20 protein-coding genes are annotated in these 23256 nt (G+C 52.0%); all 20 read right to left on the reverse strand.

Annotated elements, in window-relative coordinates; all coding sequences use genetic code 11:
- Window positions 1–91 precede the first annotated feature (91 nt).
- A complete protein-coding gene (csrA, locus tag J4772_RS33255) occupies window positions 92–325 on the reverse strand; it encodes a carbon storage regulator CsrA (protein WP_209073151.1) in 234 nt (77 codons plus the stop codon).
- 15 nt (window positions 326–340) lie between these two features.
- Entirely contained in the window at window positions 341–766 is a 426-nt protein-coding gene (gene fliW, locus J4772_RS33260; RefSeq protein WP_209073152.1) for a flagellar assembly protein FliW, read from the reverse strand.
- An 84-nt stretch (window positions 767–850) separates the two neighbouring features.
- Window positions 851–1417 (reverse strand): DUF6470 family protein, encoded by a 567-nt coding sequence (locus tag J4772_RS33265; protein WP_209073153.1) that lies wholly within the window; start codon window positions 1415–1417, stop codon window positions 851–853.
- Window positions 1418–1442: 25 nt separating this feature from the next.
- Window positions 1443–2366 (reverse strand): flagellar hook-associated protein FlgL, encoded by a 924-nt coding sequence (gene flgL, locus J4772_RS33270; RefSeq protein ID WP_209073154.1) that lies wholly within the window; start codon window positions 2364–2366, stop codon window positions 1443–1445.
- 25 nt (window positions 2367–2391) lie between these two features.
- Window positions 2392–3954, reverse strand: coding sequence for a flagellar hook-associated protein FlgK (flgK, locus tag J4772_RS33275; protein WP_371822798.1), 1563 nt, complete (start codon window positions 3952–3954; stop codon window positions 2392–2394).
- Between the two features lie 36 nt (window positions 3955–3990).
- Window positions 3991–4494, reverse strand: a complete 504-nt coding sequence (locus J4772_RS33280) for a flagellar protein FlgN (RefSeq protein WP_209073155.1) — start codon at window positions 4492–4494, stop codon at window positions 3991–3993.
- 35 nt (window positions 4495–4529) lie between these two features.
- Window positions 4530–4796 carry a flagellar biosynthesis anti-sigma factor FlgM gene (gene flgM, locus J4772_RS33285; protein ID WP_116060632.1) on the reverse strand — a complete coding sequence of 89 codons (267 nt, stop codon included), beginning with the start codon at window positions 4794–4796 and terminating at the stop codon, window positions 4530–4532.
- 84 nt (window positions 4797–4880) lie between these two features.
- Complete coding sequence (locus tag J4772_RS33290; protein ID WP_116060633.1) at window positions 4881–5303, reverse strand: TIGR03826 family flagellar region protein; 423 nt, start codon at window positions 5301–5303, stop codon at window positions 4881–4883.
- An 87-nt stretch (window positions 5304–5390) separates the two neighbouring features.
- Complete coding sequence (locus tag J4772_RS33295; RefSeq protein ID WP_209073156.1) at window positions 5391–6578, reverse strand: acyltransferase; 1188 nt, start codon at window positions 6576–6578, stop codon at window positions 5391–5393.
- 108 nt (window positions 6579–6686) lie between these two features.
- Window positions 6687–7436 (reverse strand): ComFC family protein, encoded by a 750-nt coding sequence (locus tag J4772_RS33300; RefSeq protein ID WP_209073157.1) that lies wholly within the window; start codon window positions 7434–7436, stop codon window positions 6687–6689.
- A 114-nt stretch (window positions 7437–7550) separates the two neighbouring features.
- Window positions 7551–9596, reverse strand: coding sequence for a helicase-related protein (locus J4772_RS33305; RefSeq protein WP_209073158.1), 2046 nt, complete (start codon window positions 9594–9596; stop codon window positions 7551–7553).
- Between the two features lie 138 nt (window positions 9597–9734).
- Window positions 9735–10676 carry an RpnC/YadD family protein gene (locus J4772_RS33310; protein WP_209073159.1) on the reverse strand — a complete coding sequence of 314 codons (942 nt, stop codon included), beginning with the start codon at window positions 10674–10676 and terminating at the stop codon, window positions 9735–9737.
- 324 nt (window positions 10677–11000) lie between these two features.
- Window positions 11001–11420, reverse strand: a complete 420-nt coding sequence (locus tag J4772_RS33315; protein ID WP_209073160.1) for a hypothetical protein — start codon at window positions 11418–11420, stop codon at window positions 11001–11003.
- A 208-nt stretch (window positions 11421–11628) separates the two neighbouring features.
- Window positions 11629–12351, reverse strand: coding sequence for a response regulator (locus J4772_RS33320; protein WP_116060643.1), 723 nt, complete (start codon window positions 12349–12351; stop codon window positions 11629–11631).
- The gene (locus tag J4772_RS33325) at window positions 12341–13519 is read right to left on the reverse strand and encodes a sensor histidine kinase (RefSeq protein ID WP_116060644.1); all 1179 of its coding nucleotides are present in this window, start codon (window positions 13517–13519) and stop codon (window positions 12341–12343) included. The genes J4772_RS33320 and J4772_RS33325 overlap by 11 nt, the downstream gene beginning before the upstream one ends.
- A 183-nt stretch (window positions 13520–13702) precedes the next feature.
- Entirely contained in the window at window positions 13703–16405 is a 2703-nt protein-coding gene (locus tag J4772_RS33330) for a phosphodiester glycosidase family protein (protein ID WP_209073161.1), read from the reverse strand.
- A 288-nt stretch (window positions 16406–16693) separates the two neighbouring features.
- On the reverse strand, window positions 16694–17047 hold the full coding sequence (locus J4772_RS33335; RefSeq protein WP_209073162.1) for an MmcQ/YjbR family DNA-binding protein: 354 nt from the start codon (window positions 17045–17047) through the stop codon (window positions 16694–16696).
- A complete protein-coding gene (locus J4772_RS33340; protein ID WP_209073163.1) occupies window positions 17047–21465 on the reverse strand; it encodes an Ig-like domain-containing protein in 4419 nt (1472 codons plus the stop codon). The genes J4772_RS33335 and J4772_RS33340 overlap by 1 nt, the downstream gene beginning before the upstream one ends.
- A gap of 149 nt (window positions 21466–21614) precedes the next feature.
- Window positions 21615–22817, reverse strand: coding sequence for a methionine adenosyltransferase (metK, locus tag J4772_RS33345; protein ID WP_209073164.1), 1203 nt, complete (start codon window positions 22815–22817; stop codon window positions 21615–21617).
- 143 nt (window positions 22818–22960) lie between these two features.
- A complete protein-coding gene (locus tag J4772_RS33350) occupies window positions 22961–23227 on the reverse strand; it encodes an alpha/beta-type small acid-soluble spore protein (RefSeq protein ID WP_209073165.1) in 267 nt (88 codons plus the stop codon).
- Between the last annotated feature and the right edge of the window lie 29 nt (window positions 23228–23256).

A 23256-nucleotide genomic window follows, 5' to 3' on the forward strand; every position in this document is an offset into this window, starting at 1 on the left:
ATCTCCTATTTACCGATAACAAGTCGGCCGCCTCGTTCCGGTCATAATTTATATATCGGTACGAAGATTCGGTAACTTAATACTGCTGTCATTATTTTTTTATTTTTTTTAATTGCTCTGATAATGCTGCGATGTCCGTCGGCTGCGCAACGGAATCAATATTCGATTCTTTGACGGAAAGAAGCAACTCTTTCCGAACGATTGGCATTTCTTTTGGCGCAGAAATCCCTAGTTTGATCGTATCTCCGTCGATCTCCAACACGGTAATCTCTATCGAATCCTGAATGACAACGGATTGTCCCTTTTTTCGCGAAAGTACGAGCATCCCTCTCGCCCCCTTCTAGCGCCCTTCGGACGGCTCAAATAAACGATGTCTGGTCGAATATCGGGTATTGGTCAGAATGACCTGCCTGCCTTCGCGATTCGTTCTATTGACGACAATCGGAGCGACCAGATTAACCGAAGCTTCTCCTGCCTCTCCCCGGATGGAGACGATGGAACGAATGAGCAAATCCTCGGCTTGACGGATTTGCAACTCCTGGCAAGACGTTTCGGCTAGATCGAACTCATAATCCTTAAAAAACAGAAACGGATCAACGACAACAAAGCTTATCGTTTCTTGGTCCGTAGATTGCAAAGTGCCAAATGGTTTATTGCTTTCGTTCTCAAAAAGGTTAAACGCCTTATAAGCTTCAAATCCGGGAAGTCCCTCTTTGAAATGTATCCTTAACGACTCAACGTTATCCGTTTTCGCTTCTGCAGACATTTTGACTGAACCTCCATGGTCAACAAAATTAGAAAAGCTATAAGCGATAACTCGCTTACAGCCAATAATGTGTCACTCTTCCCGTTATGCCGTAATGTCAATCTCGGGAGGAGTGATCGTCACTTTAGGATACTGCTGCATATAAATACGCACAGATCCGCGATGGAATTGTATATCTGGCCGATGGATTTGCGCGTCGACGGTTAACTTCCCTCGTTCAACTTGGATATTTACATCATTTGGTGTATATTGAAACGCAATATTAGTCGGAGAAGCATGTCCGAAAACCTGCAAATCTGGAGCTCCTTCAATGAAAGCCCCCAGCGCGATATCTGCAATCGGGCTTCCCTTGATATGCAGCGCTCCCATTCGGTTACCGTTCTCCACGATTTGCTGAATGTTTTGCGCTGCGACCTGTTTATACTGAGAATAGATTCTTTCCCAGAAGGCTTGAGGCTTCCCCCCGGTCAAAGCATCGTTAGTTAGATTCTGATCGACGCTAAGCATGCCTGGTTTGTTGTTCGCCGTAATCGTTGCACGTTCGGAATGAATTTTCAGTTCGGGCTGCGGTCTGCTAATTTCATACTGCCCACGCTGTGATTCTATTCCGATAAGTGCCCTTTGTGACTGTATAGAAATTCTCGGGAACATATGGGGGGACACCTCAATTCTTAAGCTATCTCAGAAAATCGACCAAGGAAGGCTGAATCACTTTAGCTCCGACAGATAGGGACGCCTGATAGACCGATTCATTCACTTTTGATTTGATCAATACATCTTCAATGTCCGCATCTTCGGTCTTCGATTGGAGCGTCGTCAAGTTCAAATTCAGATCCTGCAATCTTTGCTCCATCAACTCGACACGGTTTACTCGCGCTCCCAATTCCGCGCGCTGAGTTAATACTTTATTTGCTCTGGAGTCCAGGAAAGTGAGTTGGGCGCTTACGGCTGACGTGTCACCGGCTTCCAAACCGGCAATCATCTGGTCCAGAACATGAAACAGATTGTCATCCTCATTCTTCGGCGCAGTCACGCCAGAAGGAGGGTAACCGAATACATCGTTTCCGGTCAGATTCACTCTCACAGGAGACCCCGAGCTAATCAGGTACTCAAGACCGAAATCGTCTGTAAGCGTATTGGAAGCATTGGTAAGATTGGTATACGGCTCAACATCCGTAAATTGACCGTTAAACACATACTTTCCTTTGAACTGACTATTTCCGATTCCCTGCAATTGTTCCTTCAGTTGCTTCATTTCCGCTGCAATATTATTCAAGGCAACATCCGGGTTAGTGCCATTGGAACCTTGAATTGCTAGTTCCTTTGCTCTCTTGACTACCTCCCCGACTTGATTCAGCAAAGTATCGCTATAATCCAACCAAGAAGCAGCCGCAGTGACATTTTCTTGATAGCGTTCATTGAGGGAAAGATCGCTTCTGTATCGCAGCGAGTAAGTGATCCCTACAGGATCGTCTGAAGGCCGATTGAGCTTCATCCCCGTCGACAATTGCTCCTGCAGCCCCTGCATCTGCCCCAGGTTCTTGTTAATGTTGCGAAGCAATTGATTGGTTATCGTTCCTTGGGTTACGCGTCCTAACACTTTACTTCACTCCCTCTCCTGCCTATTATCTACCTACCGTACCCATACCGTTAATAATTCTATCCAATGTTTCGTCGATGGTTGTCATAAAGCGAGCAGCCGCATTATAAGCATGCTGGAACTTCACCATGTTGCTCATTTCCTCGTCCAACGAAACTCCGCTTACAGACTGTCGTCTCGACTCCACCTGATCCACTACGATTTTGGCGTTAGTCGTTTGACGATTGGCTTCTTCAGCTTCAACGCCCAATTGACCGACGATCGACCGAAAAAAGTCGTTAACGGTGCCCTGCGCAGTAGCGGCTCCGGTAGCTACAGAAGAAAAGTCAATCTTCATTTCGCTGAATTGGCTGATCAGGAGCGCCAAATCCTTGTTCCCTTTAACGACAGTTTCAGGCGTACCCGTCGTTCTCATCGAGGAGGCAATATATCCGGCATCATTAAGGATATTCTGGTTTAATGCCAAATTCCCGGCCGTCACAGGCCCTCCGTCTTTGGATACGAAGAAGGTACCACCAGCTTGAGGCGGGTCCATCATCGTGTACCCGAGTTGGTGGAGGCCGTTAAACCCCTGTACCGTTACAGTTAACGGAGAAGTCAAAGTGCGAGCCGTTCCACTATAGGTGACATTATTCAAAGTTGTGCCGTCAGGCAGAACCGTCCCTGCCGGAAGCGTAACCGTAATATCTCCGTTAACCAGTCCATTCACAAGCGTATCCAGTTGCCGTTGATAGTTGGCTACATATTGATCTCTGGAAATAATCATCCCGTGAACTTCGCCGCCGTTCAAGTCGCCGCCTGCGAAGCTGGCTAGCAGCCCTTCGGCCGTTACCGGTGTGAACTCTCCGTCCTCTACCAGTGCAGCTCCACCCATTAACACCTGATAGTTGCCCTCAGTGGTTTCCACGCTCGTTACATTAATAATTTTGGACAATCCGTCCATTAGTAAATCCCGTTGATCCCGAAGATCGTTCGCGTTATCTCCTAGTCCTTCGATTCGCTGAATTTGCAAGTTGAGGTTGGCGATCGTTTCAAGTGATGTATTGATTTGATTGGCTTTCACGCCTATGTTCTCGGTGATGTCGGCACTAAGATCGTCCAACTGACGGGCCGTCTGGTTGATCGCGTCCGTAACTGCCTTGGCTGTTTCGCGGACCAGTTTGCGAGCCGTTATGTCCTCCGGGTTCTCGCTAAGATCGTGCCAAGACTTCCAAAACTTATCAAGCACCGCCCGCAATCCAGTGTCCGAAGGCTCATTCACGATCGTCTCCAGCTTCTGCAGCGTATCCGCCTGAATCGACCAGCTTCCATGGGTTTTGCTTTCATTCCTAAACTGGGCATCCAAGAAGCCCTCTCGAATCCGGGTAATCGAGCTGAACTCTACGCCGGTACCTAGCTGCCCCGGAATGGTCGACTTGGTCATTCCAATCGCTTCCATCGGTTTGGTCGCCGCCATATTCACGACTTGGCGAGTATATCCGATTGTATTAGCGTTGGCCACGTTGTGTCCGGTCGTCTGTAGAGCAGCTTGTTGCGTGAACAAACTGCGCTTGGCCGTTTCAATCGCATGGAAAGTGGAGCGTATCATTTACTATCTTCCCCATTTCGCCGTAAGTTAAAGTGACTAGGCTTTAGAATCAAAAAAGCTGAGCTTGTTTTGCCCGTATGCCGATTCGGTCGGCTTCTTGTATACATAATCTTGATCGTCATAAGAGCTGGATAAGAGATTTAAGGAAAAATCATTAAATTCGATGGATTGCTGCGTCAGCCTCATGTTCAGTTCATTCAAGGCTCTGACGTGCTCAACAGCAGCACTAAGTTTCTCTGCGAGGTTCGAAAGCTTCAATTTGTCTTCTGCGTTCGTAATCATTCGAATAAGGCTGGCCACTGTAGTTGAGGGCGTAGGGCTGAAGCCCGCTTCCTTCAGAAAATGAACGACGGCTTGCTGGCGACGTCCTTCAGTTTCCACGATTAGCCTGACCAATCGCGACTCTTTCGTCACCATTTCGTTCAACAGCTCAATATCGTTCGCAATCAGCGCCTCTTTCTTGCGCTCGGCAAATCCGCTCATCTGTTCATGCTGAAGCAGCAGCGTTTCCATTGCTTCGCACAATTCGTGAACTGCCATTGTTATCACCTTCCGCCATCTGGATTGCGAGCGACCTATTCACGAACGAATGGCAGCATCTTCTCGGCTAGCTTGCCGGAATCGACATGATACGTTCCCGTTGCGACTTCCTTCTTCAACGTCTCAATCCGCTGGGAGCGGTTCGGATCTTCCGCGCGCTGCGCTCCGAGAAGCTCCATCGCTTCAGCCGAAAACTGCACCTCGTCCTTGCGGCGTTTGCCAGAGGCCTGGCTGGCGCGGATATCGTTTTGCTGCTGATACGTGCGGTAGGCGCCAATGCGCTGAACATCATTTATTTTCACGAAGATCACCTCTATAAATAAAAAAGACCGATAATAATCTATCCCTATTATCGGTCAGTTCCTATGAAATGTTTAGAGTTTCCTTTAATTCCCGCCGCGGTCTTGAAGCCGATCGCCGATCTGATAGGCGCTTCTGTGCTTCTCCTCGTCAGGGTTGATGCGTGTTCCCCCCGGAGAAGTGGCATTCCTTACGTCCCGCTGCAGACGCTTCCGGCAATTCTCGCATATGTGTCCTTCACGAATAGGCGTGCCGCAAGATTCGCAAGGATAGGTCAGGTTAGGCGCGTCCATCATCGAAATCCGGCCTTCGCGCACCCATCTGGCAATCTGTTTGATGCTGATTTCCGTTTCTTCGGATAGCTGCTGGATGTCCATGCCTTTATTTTTGCGAAGATGCTCGGCGCATCTCTCGTAATCCTTCTCTAGCTCCTGGTGGCAGTTATTGCAGACCTCTCGGAAGTTTTTCGAGAATAGTCGCCCGCATCTCGGACAGTAGGTTAAATCCATGCCATCATCTCCCCGAATTCCGACATCAACTACTACAATTGCTTAAATTATACTAAATATAACCTAAATTCGCCAGTCCATCAAAGATTATGCCGATGCAGCGGGTTTGCCGGACGGCTTGTCGACACGATTCGAGTCCGAATAAGCGGCTTGAAGCTGATTAGGAACGCTGCCGAACAGCAGCCAAGACCATCCGGTCAACCGACTCAACGCAGTGACGACGACCCAGGAAATCAGCAAGGCAAGCAGGAAGCCCCCGGCATACCAGGCGTGATGGATGAGCGTGCTACCGCCATTAGGCGGAAATTGCCGATAGACAAGCAGGACAAGCGGATGCACCAAGTACACGCCGAACGATACGATCCCCAAATGACGCAATCGGCCGACCCAGAACGAAGTGTTCATTTTTCCGCCAATCAGAAAAGCGATCTGGATCAGAACCAGCGGAGTAATCATCGTGTAGAGATCCCACACGCCGTCGTATAGCGCATTCGAATATCTCGTCTGATACAGTCGAGCGTTATAGAAAATCGTCACATAGGTGATGCCGGTCCCCAGCCAGACAGCCCAGAGCGCGATCCATGACGCTATTTTCGTCGCCGACAGATTTTCCTTCGCAATGATCAACCAGCCTTTGATCCGATCAAAGTAGATGCCCAGCCATGCCCCGAGAAAATAATGCCCGAAGTACGACAACGACCAGCTCCCCCGATTCGTGACCTGCCAGTATTCGCGATTAAGCAGGAAGAACGCCCACTGCAAGCCGACGCCGATCACGATCGCGGACGCCGCGAGCCATTTGTACCGTTTCATCAGAAACAGGAAAACCGGAAACAGCAGGTATAGCTGAATACTAATAAACACAAAATACAAATGCGTGTAGGCCTGGCCCTGCGACACTTTGCTCCAGAAGCTCGGCCACATCTGCGATAAATCCCAGGCGAAGCCGTTCTGATACCATCTCAGCACGAAATACACCATCGAAAACAGCAAATACGGAACGATAATATACATCAATCGATTGCGATAAAACTTCTTGAAGCGCTGCAGCGTGAGCGGCTGCGGATAATAGTTGTAGAATAGCACGAAGCTGCTGAGCAAAATAAAAGAAGTCGTCCCGATCTTGGAAAAAATGTTTAGGAAGTTGTAAACCCCGAACAGAGTTGTATTTTTCATATCGATTGTTGCGAACGAGGTCGAGTGCACCATCAGCACGCCCAGAATCGCAATACCGCGTACAATGTCGATTTCGTTTAATTTAGCGCGACGTTCCATGTCTCCTCCTTTTGATTGCAGGAATAATTTGGATGAGAGTGCAATCTGAAGTCACCCTATCATAGCATAGGCGAACGCCGTCGAAAAGGAAGTTTCAATGGAATATCTCTAGGATCGGGCCCAGAGCAAGCCGTAAATTCGGCGCTCCGATTGCGGTTCGGATGCTTGCAGTAAGACGCGAGCGCACTCATCAAGCGTGCTGCCGGTCGTGTACACATCGTCCAAGACCAGGATATTTCCGGAAAAAGAGCTCCTATGAGCTGCTGCGAAATTGCCTTTCATGTCGACGACGCGGCTGCGACGGGTTTTGAGACTTTGTTTCTCGGTATGACGTAGGCGAAGGAGCAGCGGCTGATAGGTCATTCCGTACCATTGAGCCAATCGAACGGCTAACCGCTCAGCTTGGTTGAATCCGCGTTCACGCAGTCTCTCAGGAGCAAGCGGAACAGCCGTAATGAACGGGAAATGGGCTTGGGGATCCGCCGCTCGCAAACGCTCAAATGCAAATGCCGCCATAGCCGCCAAAATGGTCTCGACACCCTCGTTGCCCCGATATTTGTAAAGCGCCAGCCAGTTCTTCATCTCATCGGTGTATCGCACCGCGCAGCGACTGATCGCGTAAAAGCGTTCCGTCCTGCGAACGCAGTCCTCGCACAGCTCCGCGCGTCCGCAGACGCGACAGACCGGATTTGCAATCCAGGGGATGTTTTGAAGACAGGAGCCGCACAACGACGCCAAAGCCTTCCTCGGCGCCGAGTTCTTAACTGGAATCGGCACAGCGGCCGGACGAGAATCTCGCCCACAGATCGGGCATTCGCGCTTGGCCGGCGCAAACCAGGCTCCTATGTTTATAGGCATGGGAAGATCACTCCTATTTGGACGAGGTAAAGTTCGGAAAAGTTACGAATGAAGAGAAAGCCCATTACATTTCTCAAGAATTAGCTTTGCCGACTGGGTCGCCTGCTGCGATACTCACTTTTCTTTTAAGTACCCTCTGCGTTTTGCAGCGGTATTCATTTTCTGTATCTGTCTTACCGAGCTTCGCTGAGAGCTTGTCCACTCCGGAGCGCCGTAGTAGACGAATCCGAATGGATCATCCCCCGAGCGCCCCGCCCTGCCCGCCATCTGGACGAGCGAAGACGCATCGAACAGCGAGTTATGGGCGTCAATGACAAAAACGTCGCTACGCGGGATCGTAACGCCACGCTCCAAAATCGTCGTTGTCACAAGAAGCTGTACGGAGCTATCCCGAAAAGCGACAACTTTGTCGCCCCGCTCCTCGTCTTGAGAAGACGTGCCCGAGATCGCCGAAGCAGTCAGTCCAAGACTCTTCGCACCCTGACGGAGCAAGCGAACCATCGGTTCCACTTGTTTCACGTATGGCACGAACAGAAATACTTGCGCTCCTCGGGCGACGGATCGACGTATTGGGCTCAGCAGCTTATTAGGTATTGTCTGCTTACCTAGCATGAAGCGGATAGAAGGCAGCTTTAATCTACCGGGTACAGGCAAAGGATAACGATGGTACCGAACCGGAACTCTCGCATAGCTCAGTTTCCCACGCGAAACATCACGCTGCATCGCAACTGGAGGCGTTGCGCTAAGATATACCGTGCGCCCCTCTGGTTTGCCGCATTTACCCGCAGCGTAATGAAGCATCGGATCGTTGTGGTACGGAAAAGCATCCAACTCGTCAATCAGCACGAGATCAAACGCCCCTTGAAAACGAAGTAACTGATGGGTCGTCGCCAAAGTCAGCTCTCCTTCCCGCCACCGATCCGGACTCCCTCCATACAAAACAGCAAATCTGCGATCAGGGAACGCTTTAGCCAGCCTCGGCGCCAACTCCAGCACGACATCCCTTCTTGGCGTCGCCACTAATGCTCGCCCCCCTCTCTCCAGAACCGAATCCAGCAGCGGGAAAATCATCTCGGTCTTTCCCGCTCCCGTCACGGCCCAAAGCAGAAACGAACGCCCCCGGGAAGCCGACGGGTCTTCCAGAAAAGCGAGCGCTTCTGCCGCAGCGTCGCTTTGTGCAGGGCTGAGCCCCCAGCGCTGGGCGAGGTAGCGTCGAACTTCTCCGGCTTCGGCCGCGCTTTTGGAATTTACAGCCGGTTTGACGGCTATTTCGGGCGTCGAAGTGGCGGCCCCATGAGACGTCGACTTTGCGGCCGATATGGGCATCGGGGATGTGGATTCGGTGCCCGCCGAGCCTGAGATCGGCGCGCCGATAATGAGCAGCTCGCATTCGCGGCTGCGCCCCATCGTCAGGCATGCCTCGCAATACGCGCAGGCTTGCCTCCCGCATGCGGCGCACTCCGTGCGCCGCAGCCTAGCGCTGCTGCAACGCCGGCAGCGCAATTCCGGGGCGCGACGCCGTCCGCGCCCCCACAACAGCCGAGCGCGGCGCAGCGCCCGCTCGGCCCAACCAGGCAGCCCCGCCGCAGCGGGGGCTGCAACATCATCGGGGGCCACGGCAGCCGTAAGCTGCACGGCCCCCAACAGCGCCGCGAGCTGCAGCGCAGCAAGCGGCTTGACGCCCGCGCTGCCTACCGGCGCGGCGTCCAATAGCTGCTGCGCTTCCTCGCGGAGCAGCGAGCGGCCGGCCATGCGCTCGGCCGCTAACTCCGCCGCTTCGTTCAGGCGCGAATCCGCCCCTTCCTTCAGCGCAACCCTCTCTATCTCTCCACTGTATCCGGCGGATCTCGCCGCATTCCCCAACCGATCCGCCCAGCTGCCGTCCCTATCTCGCCCTTCTACTGAACCTTTCGCGGAAGCTTCCTTCCCGCCGTGCAAACCCGTCGTTCGCTCAGCGTGTCTATCCGCCTTGGCCGCTCCCTCCCACTCTGCCTTCAACAAGCGGCACAACTGCTCCGCCTCTCCCAGAGGAAGCCCTTCACGAAGGCGAACGACTTCATCCGCTCTTCCGCTCCAATACTGGCGATCCGTCTCCCAGTCGATCGAGAATATCACTTTACGCTCGCTATTCAGCCGCACCGCATATACGACAACTCTCATTCGCTCCACACCCCCTCGCCTGCACCAAATCTTTCAAGAACAACAAAAAACACACCTACGCCTATACGGCGATTCGAGGTGTGCTTCACCTTGCTGCAAGCCTATTTATTACCCGTAGTCTCCCCGCTCCACCCGACATCACGTTACTTTGTCGACTTCAGGTCGCAGACTAAGCTCACGAATCCGCCCTGCAGGCAGCCCAGTCAATTCTTCCACTATAGCCGGATCAAGCCCCTTCGCCAGCATTTTAGTGGCGATTTCTTCCTTACTTTCTTGCCTGCCCTGCTCCAAGCCCTTCTTCTCCCAGGAAGTTAACCATTCCATAACCATAGCCTCCTCCTTCAGTTCTGTTTGCTCTATTTTCTTCACCAACTGCTCATTCTCCGTTTCCGTTAATGGCATATACGTTTCGAAAAATATCGTCAGCAACTTCATTCTCGCCGGGTCCAACCGAAGACGTATCATCATCCGTAGAAATTCTAATTTTACGGTTACGCGTTCCTTCTTATTATATCCCATGCTGCTCAGCAATGCAGCAGCCACCGGATTGTTCTTCCGCACAAACTGACGCCAGTTTTTCTTGCGCAACTGCACCACATAATACCGAAACCATACTACCTGCAGAAACGGAAACCCCCAACCAAACGTTATCGGTTCCTCCGCCCGACGCGCATGACTGAAGATTGCAATCGGCAGAATAGGTCGACGATATTTCTCATACAGCTTGCTTGAATACAAAAACATCCGCTCCGGAAAATCGGACTCATGATAAGACTGCGGTTCCAAGTGGATAATGATCAATGTTTTGTTCAACTTGCTCCGTATATTCGGTTTGTTTTTATGCACCTGACCGACCTCCCGCTCCTCTCCGTCCTCCAACAACTTCGTCTCCACCACTAAATCCACCCGTTCCGTCGTCCCGCCAACGAGACCGGAAAACACTTCTTCCGATAAAAACTTCAAATGCGTATAATCGATTGCTGCCGAAACTTTTGGAAAGAACAGATCCATAAACTCCTTGAAAAAGGTTTGCAATAGCTCCTTGTACAGTCGATCATGATCTATTGTATCTGCGCCCATTTTTTTGCTTCTCCCTTCATCTCGCCGATTTCGCCGCAAAATACAAAAGCCGCCCATCCCCCTGAATTCATCAGGAGAAAGAGCGGCGTGTTCTTCACGACCGTGCTTGCTTTCCATCATCGTAACATTTATTAAATGACGAATCAATCCATTTTCTCTGCTCTTGTCGTATTCCTTTATCTCACTGTTTCTCTTTCTGTGCGATTCATCTTACTCATTATTTCCTCTACAATCGTATTTCTCACTTCTCTTTCTGCCTCATTCATTTTATTCACTGTTTCTCCTACTGCCGCATTCCTTTTCCCACTCTTTTCTCGCTTCTATTCAGATATTCAAACGCTTCCCATCCTGCCCCAGCTCCAACCAAACTACGCGCGAATCCGCAGCCGATGACTCCAACATTGCCTCCGTCCGTTCGCAAACCTTTTCATATTCCTGCCTGACATCGTCCGATCCGTTCCGCCGCACCCACGCGATCCCCGAATCCCGGCGAGCCATACGCTCCAAGATCGGCCCTGTCTCGTCCGTCGAACGGTCCAGCAGGACCGTTATGCCGATCTCCGTTCCCGTCCTTCTCGAAAAATGCTGAAGAGTCCGAATATATCCCTCAATCTGCATCTGATGATTCCCCGCGACCAGCACATAGTGGCGACGCCCTTTGCGGGAGCTTCGACGAACGATGGCGCTCACCAGCAACGCAGCCGCAACGTACAAACCGACAATCCACAACAGCTCGGGAAGCATGGCTGTGCTCCTCCTTTGCCATGAAGATGAGCGACGGCTGACCCGAACCGGACTTTTCCTCCCCGTTCACCGACCGTCTACTCGTTCCACAATATATGCCATCTTACGTTGCGGGGTTCCGAGGCTCCTTATCCCATCCGCCATCCCGCCTCACAAATAAAAAATCGCGATCCTCAGGCCCAAGCCCGAAAACCGCGATTGCTATTCCCTACAAAGTCACCCAACCATACTTGATCGAGTTGATAACCGCTTGAGTCCGATCGTCCACTTCCATCTTCTGCAAAATGCTGCTGACGTGGTTTTTGACCGTTTTCTCGCTAATAAACAGGTTCTCTCCGATCGTCTTGTTGCTCTTGCCCTCGGCCATCAACCGAAGCACCTCAGCCTCGCGGCGAGTAAGCGGATTGTTTCCGCGAGGAACAAGCTTGGCCACCGTCTCCCGGCTGGCCGCAGCGCCCGAAGCGGCGCCGATCTCGTCAAGATAAGTCATGCGACGGAGCTGATTGATCAGCTTGCCCGTTACTTTCGGATGTATGTATGCATGTCCTTCAGCGACCGTTCGGATCGCATTCACCAGCGACTCGGCCTCCATGTCCTTAAGCAGATACCCCGACGCGCCCTTGCGCAGAGTCTCGAACACGTAGCTTTCGTCGTCATGAATCGAGAGAATGATCACCTTGATCTCCGGAAAAATATCGCGCAGCTTCTCCGTTGCCACCACGCCGTTCTCAATCGGCATATTAATGTCGAGCAGCACGACGTCCGGCTTGGCCTGGTTACAGAATTCCAGCACCTGGATTCCGTCGCCGCACTCTCCTATAACCTCCAGATCGCTCTCCATGTTCAGAATCCGCTTCAGTCCTTCGCGGAAGAGCTGATGATCGTCGGCTAGCAGTACTTTAATCGTACGTACCGTTGTCTTATTCTCCATACGCGATTAACTCCTTTCCTGAATCCGCTTTGATGGGAACATTGATCTTGATTACCGTACCTTGACCAACTGTTGAATCGATCTCTATCTTGCCTTGCAGCAGATCCACTCGCTCATTCATTCCAATCAAGCCGAAATGGGAATGCGACTTAGAACGAACAGCCACGGCTTCCCGATTAAAACCAATTCCATTATCCTCGATAAACATCCGAACCGTATCGTCCAGAAAGATCAGCTCAAGCGAGACGAAGGTCGACTGCGCGTGCTTCAGCACATTGTTGAAGGCTTCCTGCACGAGCCGGAACATAGCCGCTTCCATCGCGTCGGGCAGCCGCTTCTCCTTGCCCGAAGTCTCGAATACGGATCTAATTCTCGTCTTCTCCTCGAAGTCCTGCACGAACTTCCGGAGCGTCGGCACCAGACCGAGATCATCCAAGGCCATCGGACGAAGGTTGAAAATAATTTTGCGAATCTCCTCCAGCCCGATCCGGATTTGCGACTTCAGGTCGATTAGCTCGCTGCGTACGACCGTAAGATCGCCCGTATCCAGCAGCCGTTCGGCAATCTCCGTTCTCAGAACGAGATTGGCCAGCGACTGCGCCGGTCCGTCGTGAATTTCCCTGGCTACTCGCTTGCGCTCATCTTCCTGGGCCAGAATGATCTTGAGACCGATCATCTGACGATTTTTCGCCGATTCCAATATCCTCGTAACCTGCGTCAGATCGCCCGACAAGTAATCAAGTACAACACTCATCTGCAGACTGATCGTGTCCGCTCGTTCGATGGACTGTTCTACTCCCCTTACCCTCATCTGCAGCTCGTCTCTACGAGCTTTCAGATAGCTTTCCTTTTCGCGGTACACCATCAAATCAAGCTGTAGCTGAGTTGCCTTCTCGTACGCCAATTTGATATCCTGCTCGGAATACCTGACGAAATCCCGGCTCACTTCCGTGAGCCGGATTCTCGCCAGCCGGTAGTCCCGTTCGATGCGATCTACCTTATCTATTGTGTCCGACGTCTCCTGCAGGACGGTCTCCAGCTCATTCGTGAGGGAGAGCAGCTCCCGGCGGGCAGCCTCGCAGATTTCGAACACTTGAACCTTGCTGTCTTCCATGACGGAAATGGCCTTCTGGATGACGCGGTCTATCTGATCAACATGATAATCCACGTTAACTACTCCCCTACTCGAGACGCCGTCTACAATCTTCCTCTATCACAGCTTGCAGTCGATCACATTTTGCTATAACAAGTCGAAAACCTTTTCCGTTTTATTACTTAACTCATATAGCATTGTTTATCATACCATATTTCAGCGTTTTATTGAGAGAGGAATAGGTCCTTCGGTCTAAAATTAACGAATTGTAATCGTTTGAGTTTTATTCTCCCAATCTACTTTTTGACCGAGCTGCTCGGATATGAGACGAACCGGAACGTAGACGCTGCCCTTGATCAGCTGAGGAGCCGCCGGCACGGGCTGACGAATTCCGTTCGCGGTCATCGTGTCCTTGCCGACCCACAGCTCCAGCATTTTATCGCCGCGCAGCACCGTGACTCGCTTCGTTTTATTGTCCCAGACGACCTGCGCCCCAAGCGTATCCCCGACAAAGCGAAGCGGCAAATAGTTCGTGTTCGTGCCTTTTTGGATGAAAGGCGCTCCCGGAAGAGTGACCTTGGCACCGTCAACCGTTGCTTGCTTGTTCCCAACCTTCATTTCGATCGTCGGATTAGTAACTGCGATCTTTCCCGGTGGATACTGAAGCACCAAGTTGTCAAAAGCGATCTGGCCCAGCATCGAACGCTCGTCCTGATCATTCTCCTGATTAACGAGATACAGCTTAGTCAGCTTGGCTTCGCCCTTCAGCCCGGCTTGAGCGAGATCGAAGCGAATGTTCTTCCAGCCGGTCCAATCGACTTTATCGGCAATTGTAGCATAAGCCGGTTTGCCGTCTCCGTTGATAAACTCGGCCCGCAGCCAGTGCATGCCTCCATCACCCATCACATCAAGCGACATAGCGCTTGGCGAACCCTTGATCGCGATGCCTTTGCCGTCGTTCAGAACGGCGTTCGCATACCTTTTGCCGGCTCCGACCGTAAAATCGTAATCCATCGCCAGAACCTTCGACAGCTCGCGCCCGGCAATTCCCGTGACGATCGCCGCCGACCCCATCGTCTCGACAGGCGTGCCGGCGAAGCTTACTCCGTACGCGGCTTTCTCGAAATCCTCCAGCACCTGCTCCGAACCCGAAGCGAGCACCGCAACTGCTCCATAGCCGTCATAGCGGGCAATCGCATAGCCTGCGGCTGCGTCGTTCTGCACCTTGTTCACCGTCAGCTTGCCGTCCTGCACCGTTGCCGTAAAGCCGCGGAACTCCCAAGACACCGACGATGCCGGTACGGACATCAATCGTCCATCCGTCAGCTGCGCTTTGACCGGTACATTGATCACAGATCCCGGCTTCAGCAGCGTCGAGCTTGGTTCGACGATCAGCTTGGCAATCTGCGCCTCGCCGACAATCTCCAGTTTAAGCGAGTCGCTGGCGCTGCCCGATTTTACGCTGACCGTGGCCGTGCCGGCTTTCGCCGCCTGGAATGTCCCGTTCGAGAACGAACCCAACTGTTTATCGATACTCCATGTTGCGGTCAAGCCGTTCGGATCGAGCGGATTGTAGTGCGTGTCATAAGCCTTCAGCGAGTAAGCTGCCTGTTGGCCGATGAACACCGTTTGCGGACCGCTGGCCGCAATGCCCTTCAATGAGCCTTGCGGAGCCGTCGTATAGACGCCGATCCCGTTCGTGACCAGACGCTGCGTCGTCCCATAAGAGGTCGGATGCGTAAGCTGCGTCTGAAAATCTCCCAACGGACGAGTCACCATCGTCGTCGACCCGCCCCCGTCCAGATTGACAGCCTTCCAGACGCCCAATTCCTTCAGCATCTGCTGCAATTCCTTCAGCGTGACGCCTTTGCGGCCACCATTCTCCTCGACGGTGAGCATATAGGCAGTGGAGCCGTCCTTGGAAAAGCCGACGGCCGTGCGCGCACGATCCGCATACCCGCTTAGTCCGTTGACATCCCGCGTGAAAGAGACGGGCGCCCCTTGATCCATTAGCAGCGTATGTCCGCTCACCATCATCTGGAAGTCGGACGGATTGTACGTTTTGCCCGAGGCTGTTGTTAATGAATAGTCTGCAGCAACACGGTCTCCGACTGCCAGACTTGCGACGAAATTGCCGGATTCCCTTCTATTGTGCCCTCGAAGAATGAAGCCGTTCTCGGGGATCGGAGTTGAAATCGCCGCCCCCTCTACAACCTCCGTTACGATACCATCGACGATAAGCGCCTCATTCGGGGTAGCCGAACTGTTCGCAGGCCGCTCAGCCGCTGTCCATGCATTCGTATACATGTACAGAGCGTTAACGTGACTGTAGGCTTTGTCCGGCTCCGTGCGATAGGCTGACTTGTTCAGCCCCGCCAGAGGATACGACACCCCCTTGTCCGTCGCTGTGACCGTACCGCTAAACACAAAGTTGTCGATAACAGGACGACGATCCTGAGTTACGCCGAACGCATACATTCCCTGCAACTGCTCGGTGCTGGCAAGCAATTGTCCTGAAGTGATCTGCGCCCCCATCGGCACGCCTTCCGTGCCGCTTGCCGTACGGAACACGTCGCCGTTAATGCCGGCAACCGCCCCCGTCTCCCTGGTCATCGCGCCAACTGATTGCTTAGCGGTGACGCTTCCTTTCGGTCCTCCCATAGCATTGAGCTGGACGTAAGGATTTTGGAGATCCACCTGTAGAACGTGCAAAACCTCGGTCGGAATCGAAGAGTCGGACGGAATCCAGGCATAGGTCAGTTGGCGAACGCCGGAAGTCACGATCGATTCGCTTTGCTTGGAAAGCTTATAGGTGACCGCTGTCTTCTGAGTCGCGGCGACGGCATAAGGAACGGGGAGAAATCCCGAGCTGACGGGACCTGTAAACACCAACACTCCTGCGAGAAAAGGCAACACAAAACGGGAACGCTTCTGTCGAGCATTTGAAGTGAATAATCGCATGTACTTCTGTTCTCCTGTAAGTCTATGAATTTAGGGAGAAGTTCCTCTACGACGGTAGTAGCGGCCATAGCCGGGCAACTTCCCATTATCCCTAATCTATTAGACTCTAAAATAGAGCAAAAGTTACAGTCGACGATCGACTTCGCAAAATTTAATAGAAAAAAGACGACGATCGCTCGCCGCCCTTTTACCTAATCTTCCACTATTACTACGTTATATAGGTTGAACCTATGAATAGGAAAACTCTCGCACTTCGCCATAAGAGTCGCTTATCTGCGGTTCAAACTTTTATTGCAGCTCATCTCTCTCCCGCTTAGGAAGCTTGTCCCGTACAAGTAGATAGGATTGCTCCAGCATTGCAAGCACCTCGTCGTCCGGAACTATACCGTTCAAGACAACCGTATTCCAATGCTTCTTGTTCATATGGTATCCCGGCAGCACGGCTCCTTCATACTGCTGACGCAGCAGCCACGCTTCCTCGGGGTCCGCCTTCAAATTGATGCTCTCCACCTCGCCCGTATGGCCAAGCAACGCAAACATTTTGCTGCCGACGAACAGCACGGGCAGGTCGGGATCGAAAGGATAGCGAAGGGTTGTTCCGGGCCGCTGCAACCCCCTCTTCATCAGTTCGGCGTGGTTCATCACAGAAACTCTACGTATTCCAGGAACCGCTTGAGCATAATCGCGGCCTCGGCCCGGGTCGCATTGCTTTGCGGGTTGATTAATTTCGCATTCGTTCCTTGGATGAAGCCTGCGGTTACGCAAATTTCCATGCCTTTTTTCGCCCAACCGCTGACCTTGGTACGATCCTTGAAGCTATTTAGCGCCGTACTGGAAGCAGGTGTCTGAACACCGACATAATTCATCGCCCGAACGAGCATCGTCGCCATTTCCTCGCGTGTAATCGCCGCATTCGGACGGAATTTGCCGTCCGTTCCGCCCTCAACGATCTCAGCTTTGCTGACCGCACCGATGAACGCTGCCGAACCGTTCGTGACCGTGATATCGGAGAAACGAGTGGCCGAATTACGATCGCCGTCCAGTCCGATTCCACGTGCGATAAACTCCGCAAAGTCTGCGCGAGTAATATTTTTCCCAGGTGCATATAGCTTGTTGGACTCCCCGGTCACAATAAACTTTGAGGCCAACAGCGTGACATCGTTGCGCGACCAGTGACTGGTCATATCTGTGAAGGAGGCAGTTCTGCTCGCAACCGTATATACGCTGTTGCCTTTACGCTTGAAGCTTGCTCTTGTCGCCCCTCCGACGCTGTCGAACTGTGTCGGCACATAAGTCGTCTGATTGGCCTCAGGGTCGAAGCGCACAACCGCCGTATTGTTCACAGAGCCGGTAAAGCCGGGAAGCAGGAACGATCTCGTCACGTATTGCTCGTAATTATCGATCGCTCTGTAATTCGAGCCGGTCAAAATTCCTGCGGAGAAGTCCGCAGGCGTCGCGACCGACTGCGCTCCGAAGATATTCAGCGTAGACAGCACCGGCGCTCCCGGCACTTTCTCGATAATGAACTGCAAGTAGGACGAAGTCGTATTTCCTCCGGCAAGGTATATCTCCTTGCTGTAATTTACCGCCAACAGTGGCAGTTCCAATTGATACTCGCCGTACTCCACCCGGAACGAAGTGTTCGAGGCTCTGGCTGACGCGTCCATGATCGAGTTGATCGGAATGGCTACGATTGCCCCTAATTCCGTCGCTGGCACCTTGAACGTCAGTCTCGGCACCGTTACTCCGCTATTCGTCCGAATCGAATCGTACGCGCTAAGGAACTTCGATCCGTCCAGCGTGTAGCGAGGCATTGTTTTGCCAGATGGCGTCGATCCAAGGGAAGTCGTTGAAGCTTTTGCGGTCAAGAACTGAACGCCGCCGCTTCCGTCCCCTTCCAGATAGTCAGGAAGATTCGATATCGTTCCGCCACCTCCACCACCGCCCCCGGTGGACGAAGATTGAACCGTAACCGGCGTGTCTGTAAAGCCGGCAACCTGTTGTTGGTTCGTCAAATCCTTCAACGGATTTCCAGCCGTCATGTAGCTGAGTGCGGCAGTCGATCCGAGTGAAACCGGCACGGCCAACGTCAATCTAACCTGCAAGCCGTTCACATACACATTCGTAATACTGGCGAACGCGCCATTCACCTTCAAATAATACTGCGAAGCATAAGGAACCGAAGACGGGCTTAGCGGAGCGCTGTAGGTCAACGTAAGTTCGTTCTGATAAACCGTTGCCGATGCCAACGTTGCCGTTGTCGCTGCCGTTCCCGTCACCTGATAGCTGTTGATAGCTGGAGCCAAATTGCCAGCCAGATCCTTAATCCCCTGGCTTGTCGGAATATAGGATACATACACGATTGCATTGGTCGCGATCGACTGTGCTGTCGTCAGTTCGACCGTATTGTTCGCAATCGCCACCGAAGAGATCGTAGCGGCATTCCCCGCGATGATGACCGAGAAATTCGATTTTTGCGGGATCGAAGACGGGCTTAGACCTTCGTTATAGATAAGCGTAATTTTCGTCCCACTCGCCGTCGCACCGTTAAGTACAGGCGGCACCGTATCGTTCACATTCTGAATATAGAAATCGTTGAAGCCGACGACGGCATTCCCGCTTGTGTCCCTCAATGGGTAGGAACCCTGAACATACGAGACTGATGCTGTCTGCGTATTGTTAACACTGCTCGACAATGTCAAAGTGACCGTAGATCCACTGGAAGCAATCGAGTTTATTCCATAGGAACCCCCGTTAATCTTGACCGTGAACTGGGATCTGGCATTGCTATTGACGGCCGCGAGCGACTTATTGAAATTGAGCGTCAACGTTGCTCCGTTCAGAACCCCGCTTACCGGTCTCGGAAGCGTCGTATCGGTCGTATTCGTCACGTCTCGACTGGTGAACGCAGCCGCCTTGTTGCCTGAAGGATCCTGAAGCTGTTTGTTCGTATTGATGTCACGGGTGTAAGCAACCTTAACTACCTGTCCAACCGAAACGCCGGACTGCAGCGTCAGTCGTACCGTTTTCCCGCTAATTGCCACCGCGTTAACTTGTCTCGGAATGTCGTTAACCGTTACATAGTAGTTAGCCGGATAAGGAACGACATCGGCATCCAAATCTTCATTGTAGGTCAAGACGATAACCCCGCCATCCATCGCTGAGCTTTGAATAATTGGAGCCGCCTTGTCGGAGCCGATCGTCTGGATGGTCCAGCGATAATCGTTAAGAATCCCAGGGAAAGCGTTGCCTGCAAGATCGGTAATCGCGTTATCCGGTATGCTGACAATATAGGAGGACGACCCTTGCAGCGAGGTAGTCGGAGTCAGGACTACCTTCTTGGAATCCGTTCCATCCATTGTCAGCGTAGCCGGGATCGGATCCCGGGTCGTTCCGGATACAACCCGATACAGAGTAGCATTGACTCCATAATTAACCTGAACAGGCTTATCGAACGTCATCGTAAATATGGCGTCCAGCTTCACGCTGTTGGTTCCAGAAGCCGGCGACGTGCTGACCAAATCAGGCTTAACGGTATCCGTTGCCACGTTAAATCTCCAGGTCGTGAAGTCGTTAGTTCCGATCCCAACGTAAGCATTGCCTGCCAGGTCGGTAATAGCCAGGCTGCCGATTTGTACGGCATACGTCGTGTTTTTCACAAACGATCCGCACGAAGAATAGGCAGACGGTGTAATGGAGATTGTATTCGTCCCCCCGCCTGTTACCGCGGCATGAGTAACCGGTATGGAGCATACGACGGCTTGATTCGCCACATTTCGGAGGACAATCATGCCGCTTCCGGGTTTAACCACTTCATTGAACTCAATGCTCAAAGTGCCATTAAGCGCGGTAACCGTACCGCCTGAGGCCGGAGTGAACTTGTTCACTAACGGCCTTGTGGTATCGACACCTGTCTGGGTAGTGAAGCTCCAGCTCACCGCATCGACGATACCCTCATAGATCGTCCCACTTGCATCTTTCAGAACACCGGGATCCATCATAATGTAATACTCTGTACTCGCCACCAGGTGCTGAGGGAAAGCGATGCCGATGGCCGTCGTCCCGTTGCCGGATACCCGAGAGCGATCCGAAACGTTTGCCATATTAAGCGCGCTAACAGTCTCATTCGTCTGAACCTTCTTGAGATAGATGTACCCTGACGTTCCGGTGAACATAGGTGTTGCAAACGTCATTTGAGCCGTAAAGGCGCCAATCGCTACGTTCGTTGCATTGTCTGTAGGCGTTGTTGAGATCGGCGACAAGACAGAAGCGGTTGTCGTAAGCGTCCAATTCGCTCCTCCAAAAGAGTTGCCTACAACATCAACAAATGACCCCGCGGGTACAATAACTCTATAGCTCTTGCCCGACACGAGACGAATCGAAGGTTGTATCGAGATCGTCGTTCGGCTGTTGCCGTCCACTATGCCGCTACCGGTGACTTCAGGGGAGAGTACCGAGATGACCTGCGTATCGTTCGTATCCGTTCGAATGATCTGGATATTGCCGCTGGCCGCAAACACCTTCTCATTGAAATTTAGCTGGATCACACCTGTTGCCGACATAGTTCCGCCATTCACTGGAACCGTATTTGCATAAGGTGGCGTAGTGTCGCTGGCAATGACGCCAAAATTCCACGTCGTTGCGTTGCTAATTCCCGCAAAACCCGCTCCAGTTGCATTCGTAAACGCATTTGAACTAATCTCGACATAATAGCTCTGACCTGCGGCAAGAGAACCGTTCGGCTCGATGATCATCGTGTCCGCGCTCGTAGGATCAACCCTGACATAGCTGTTATGCGAAGTATTTCCCATATCATAGCTCGCAACAGTCGCGTTCGTATTCGAATTTTTGATCGAGACCGTTCCGCCGCTGCCCCGATAAATATTTTCGTCGAACTTAATCTTCAATTTTGCATTGGCCGGTACGGTCGATTCGTAGCTCGCAGGATACGTCGACACCATCACCGGACCGCTCGGAGCCGCGAAAGAAGCCCCAGCTACCCACAATTGCATCACCAGTGCCAGAATTAACGTAAGGAATAGAGTACGTTTAAGCCGCAAAAGATTTACCTCCCGTTGAACACACATAATATCCTTTATTTCGGCATTTTGGCTCTGTAAAGTTAGGGTCGGAGGTCTTATTTTCCAATTGGGGACAAAAAAAGACCTCCGCATTAGCGAAGGCCCTCGTGAATTGTCGATGATTTTTATTACGCCAAAGCCCCTTGCTTCAAGGCCTCAACCCGATCCAGTTGCTCCCAAGGAAGCTCAACATCCGTGCGACCGAAGTGGCCATATGCCGCCGTTTGACGGTAGATAGGACGACGCAGATCAAGCATCTTAATGATGCCAGCAGGGCGAAGATCGAAGTTGCTCTTGATCAATTCAACAAGCTTCTCTTCGGAAACTTTACCTGTACCATACGTATCAACGTTAATGGAAACCGGGCTAGCTACACCGATAGCGTAAGCAAGCTGGATTTCGCACTTGTCGGCAAGACCGGCAGCAACGATGTTCTTGGCAACGTAGCGAGCCGCGTAAGCCGCGGAACGGTCGACCTTTGTTGGATCCTTACCGGAGAATGCACCGCCGCCGTGGCGCGCGTAACCGCCGTAAGTATCAACGATAATTTTACGACCCGTCAGTCCAGCATCGCCTTGAGGGCCGCCAATAACAAAACGCCCCGTCGGGTTAATGAAGAACTTCGTGTCCGCATCCAGCCACTCTGCCGGAACTTCGGGGTAAATAACATGCTCGCGAATATCTTGCTGGATTTGCTCCAGTGTAATATCTTCGGCATGCTGAGTAGAAACTACGATCGTGTCAACACGCACCGGCTTACCGTCCTCGTATTGTACCGTAACTTGAGTTTTTCCGTCTGGGCGTAAGTAAGCGAGCTTACCGTTCTTACGAACCTCCGACAAACGGCGAGACAGACGATGAGCCAGCGCGATCGGTAGCGGCATAAGTTCAGGTGTCTCATTCGTCGCGAAACCGAACATCAAACCTTGATCGCCTGCACCGATGTCTTCATTCTCTTGTTGAATGTCTTTGCCGTCACGGGATTCAAGAGCGGCATTAACACCTTGCGCAATATCCGCGGACTGTTCATTCAGCGAGGTTAGAACTGCGCAGGTGCTGGAATCAAAGCCATACTTCGCGCGAGTATATCCGATCTCCTTGATCGTGCGACGTGCAATAGCGGAAATATCGATAAAATCGGCTTTACTGCTGATCTCGCCGATCACGAGTACAAGTCCTGTCGCTACGGAAACCTCACAGGCTACACGTGCATAAGGGTCCGCCTCCAAAAATGCATCCAACACCGCATCAGAAATCTGATCGCAAATTTTATCCGGATGGCCTTCCGTGACCGATTCGGATGTGAAGAGATGCCTGCCTTTAATCGACAAAGTCTCCAACCTCCACATATAAAAATCAACCTTTCCCAATTGGAAAAGGCTGTTAGGAATAAACCTTCGATAAATAATGATACCGGAAGTGTCGGATAGTGTCAATAAACAGGCGCCCAGCTTTGCACTGTACTCCACCCGATTTATAGAAGTGTCTGTTGTGCCTGCTGAATCAATCGCTTCGTAATACCCCCGCCAAGAGATCCCGCTTCCCGCGAGGAGATGTTACCAAGATAAGCTTGCCCGAATCCGGCTGCCCCTATGCTCCCCAACTCTCCCGCAAACTCCGTATCCAAGCCTTGCCCATGCTGACCGATCTGAACACCTATCTCGGATGCGATTTCGTATTTCATTTGATTAATCGCATTAGCACATTCGGGTACGACAAGCCTGTTGCTCCTTCTAGCCATGATCCATTCCTCCTTGAAAGTTGATACAC

The sequence above is a fragment of the Cohnella sp. LGH genome (genome assembly GCF_017671885.1).
Classification (GTDB): domain Bacteria; phylum Bacillota; class Bacilli; order Paenibacillales; family Paenibacillaceae; genus Cohnella; species Cohnella phaseoli.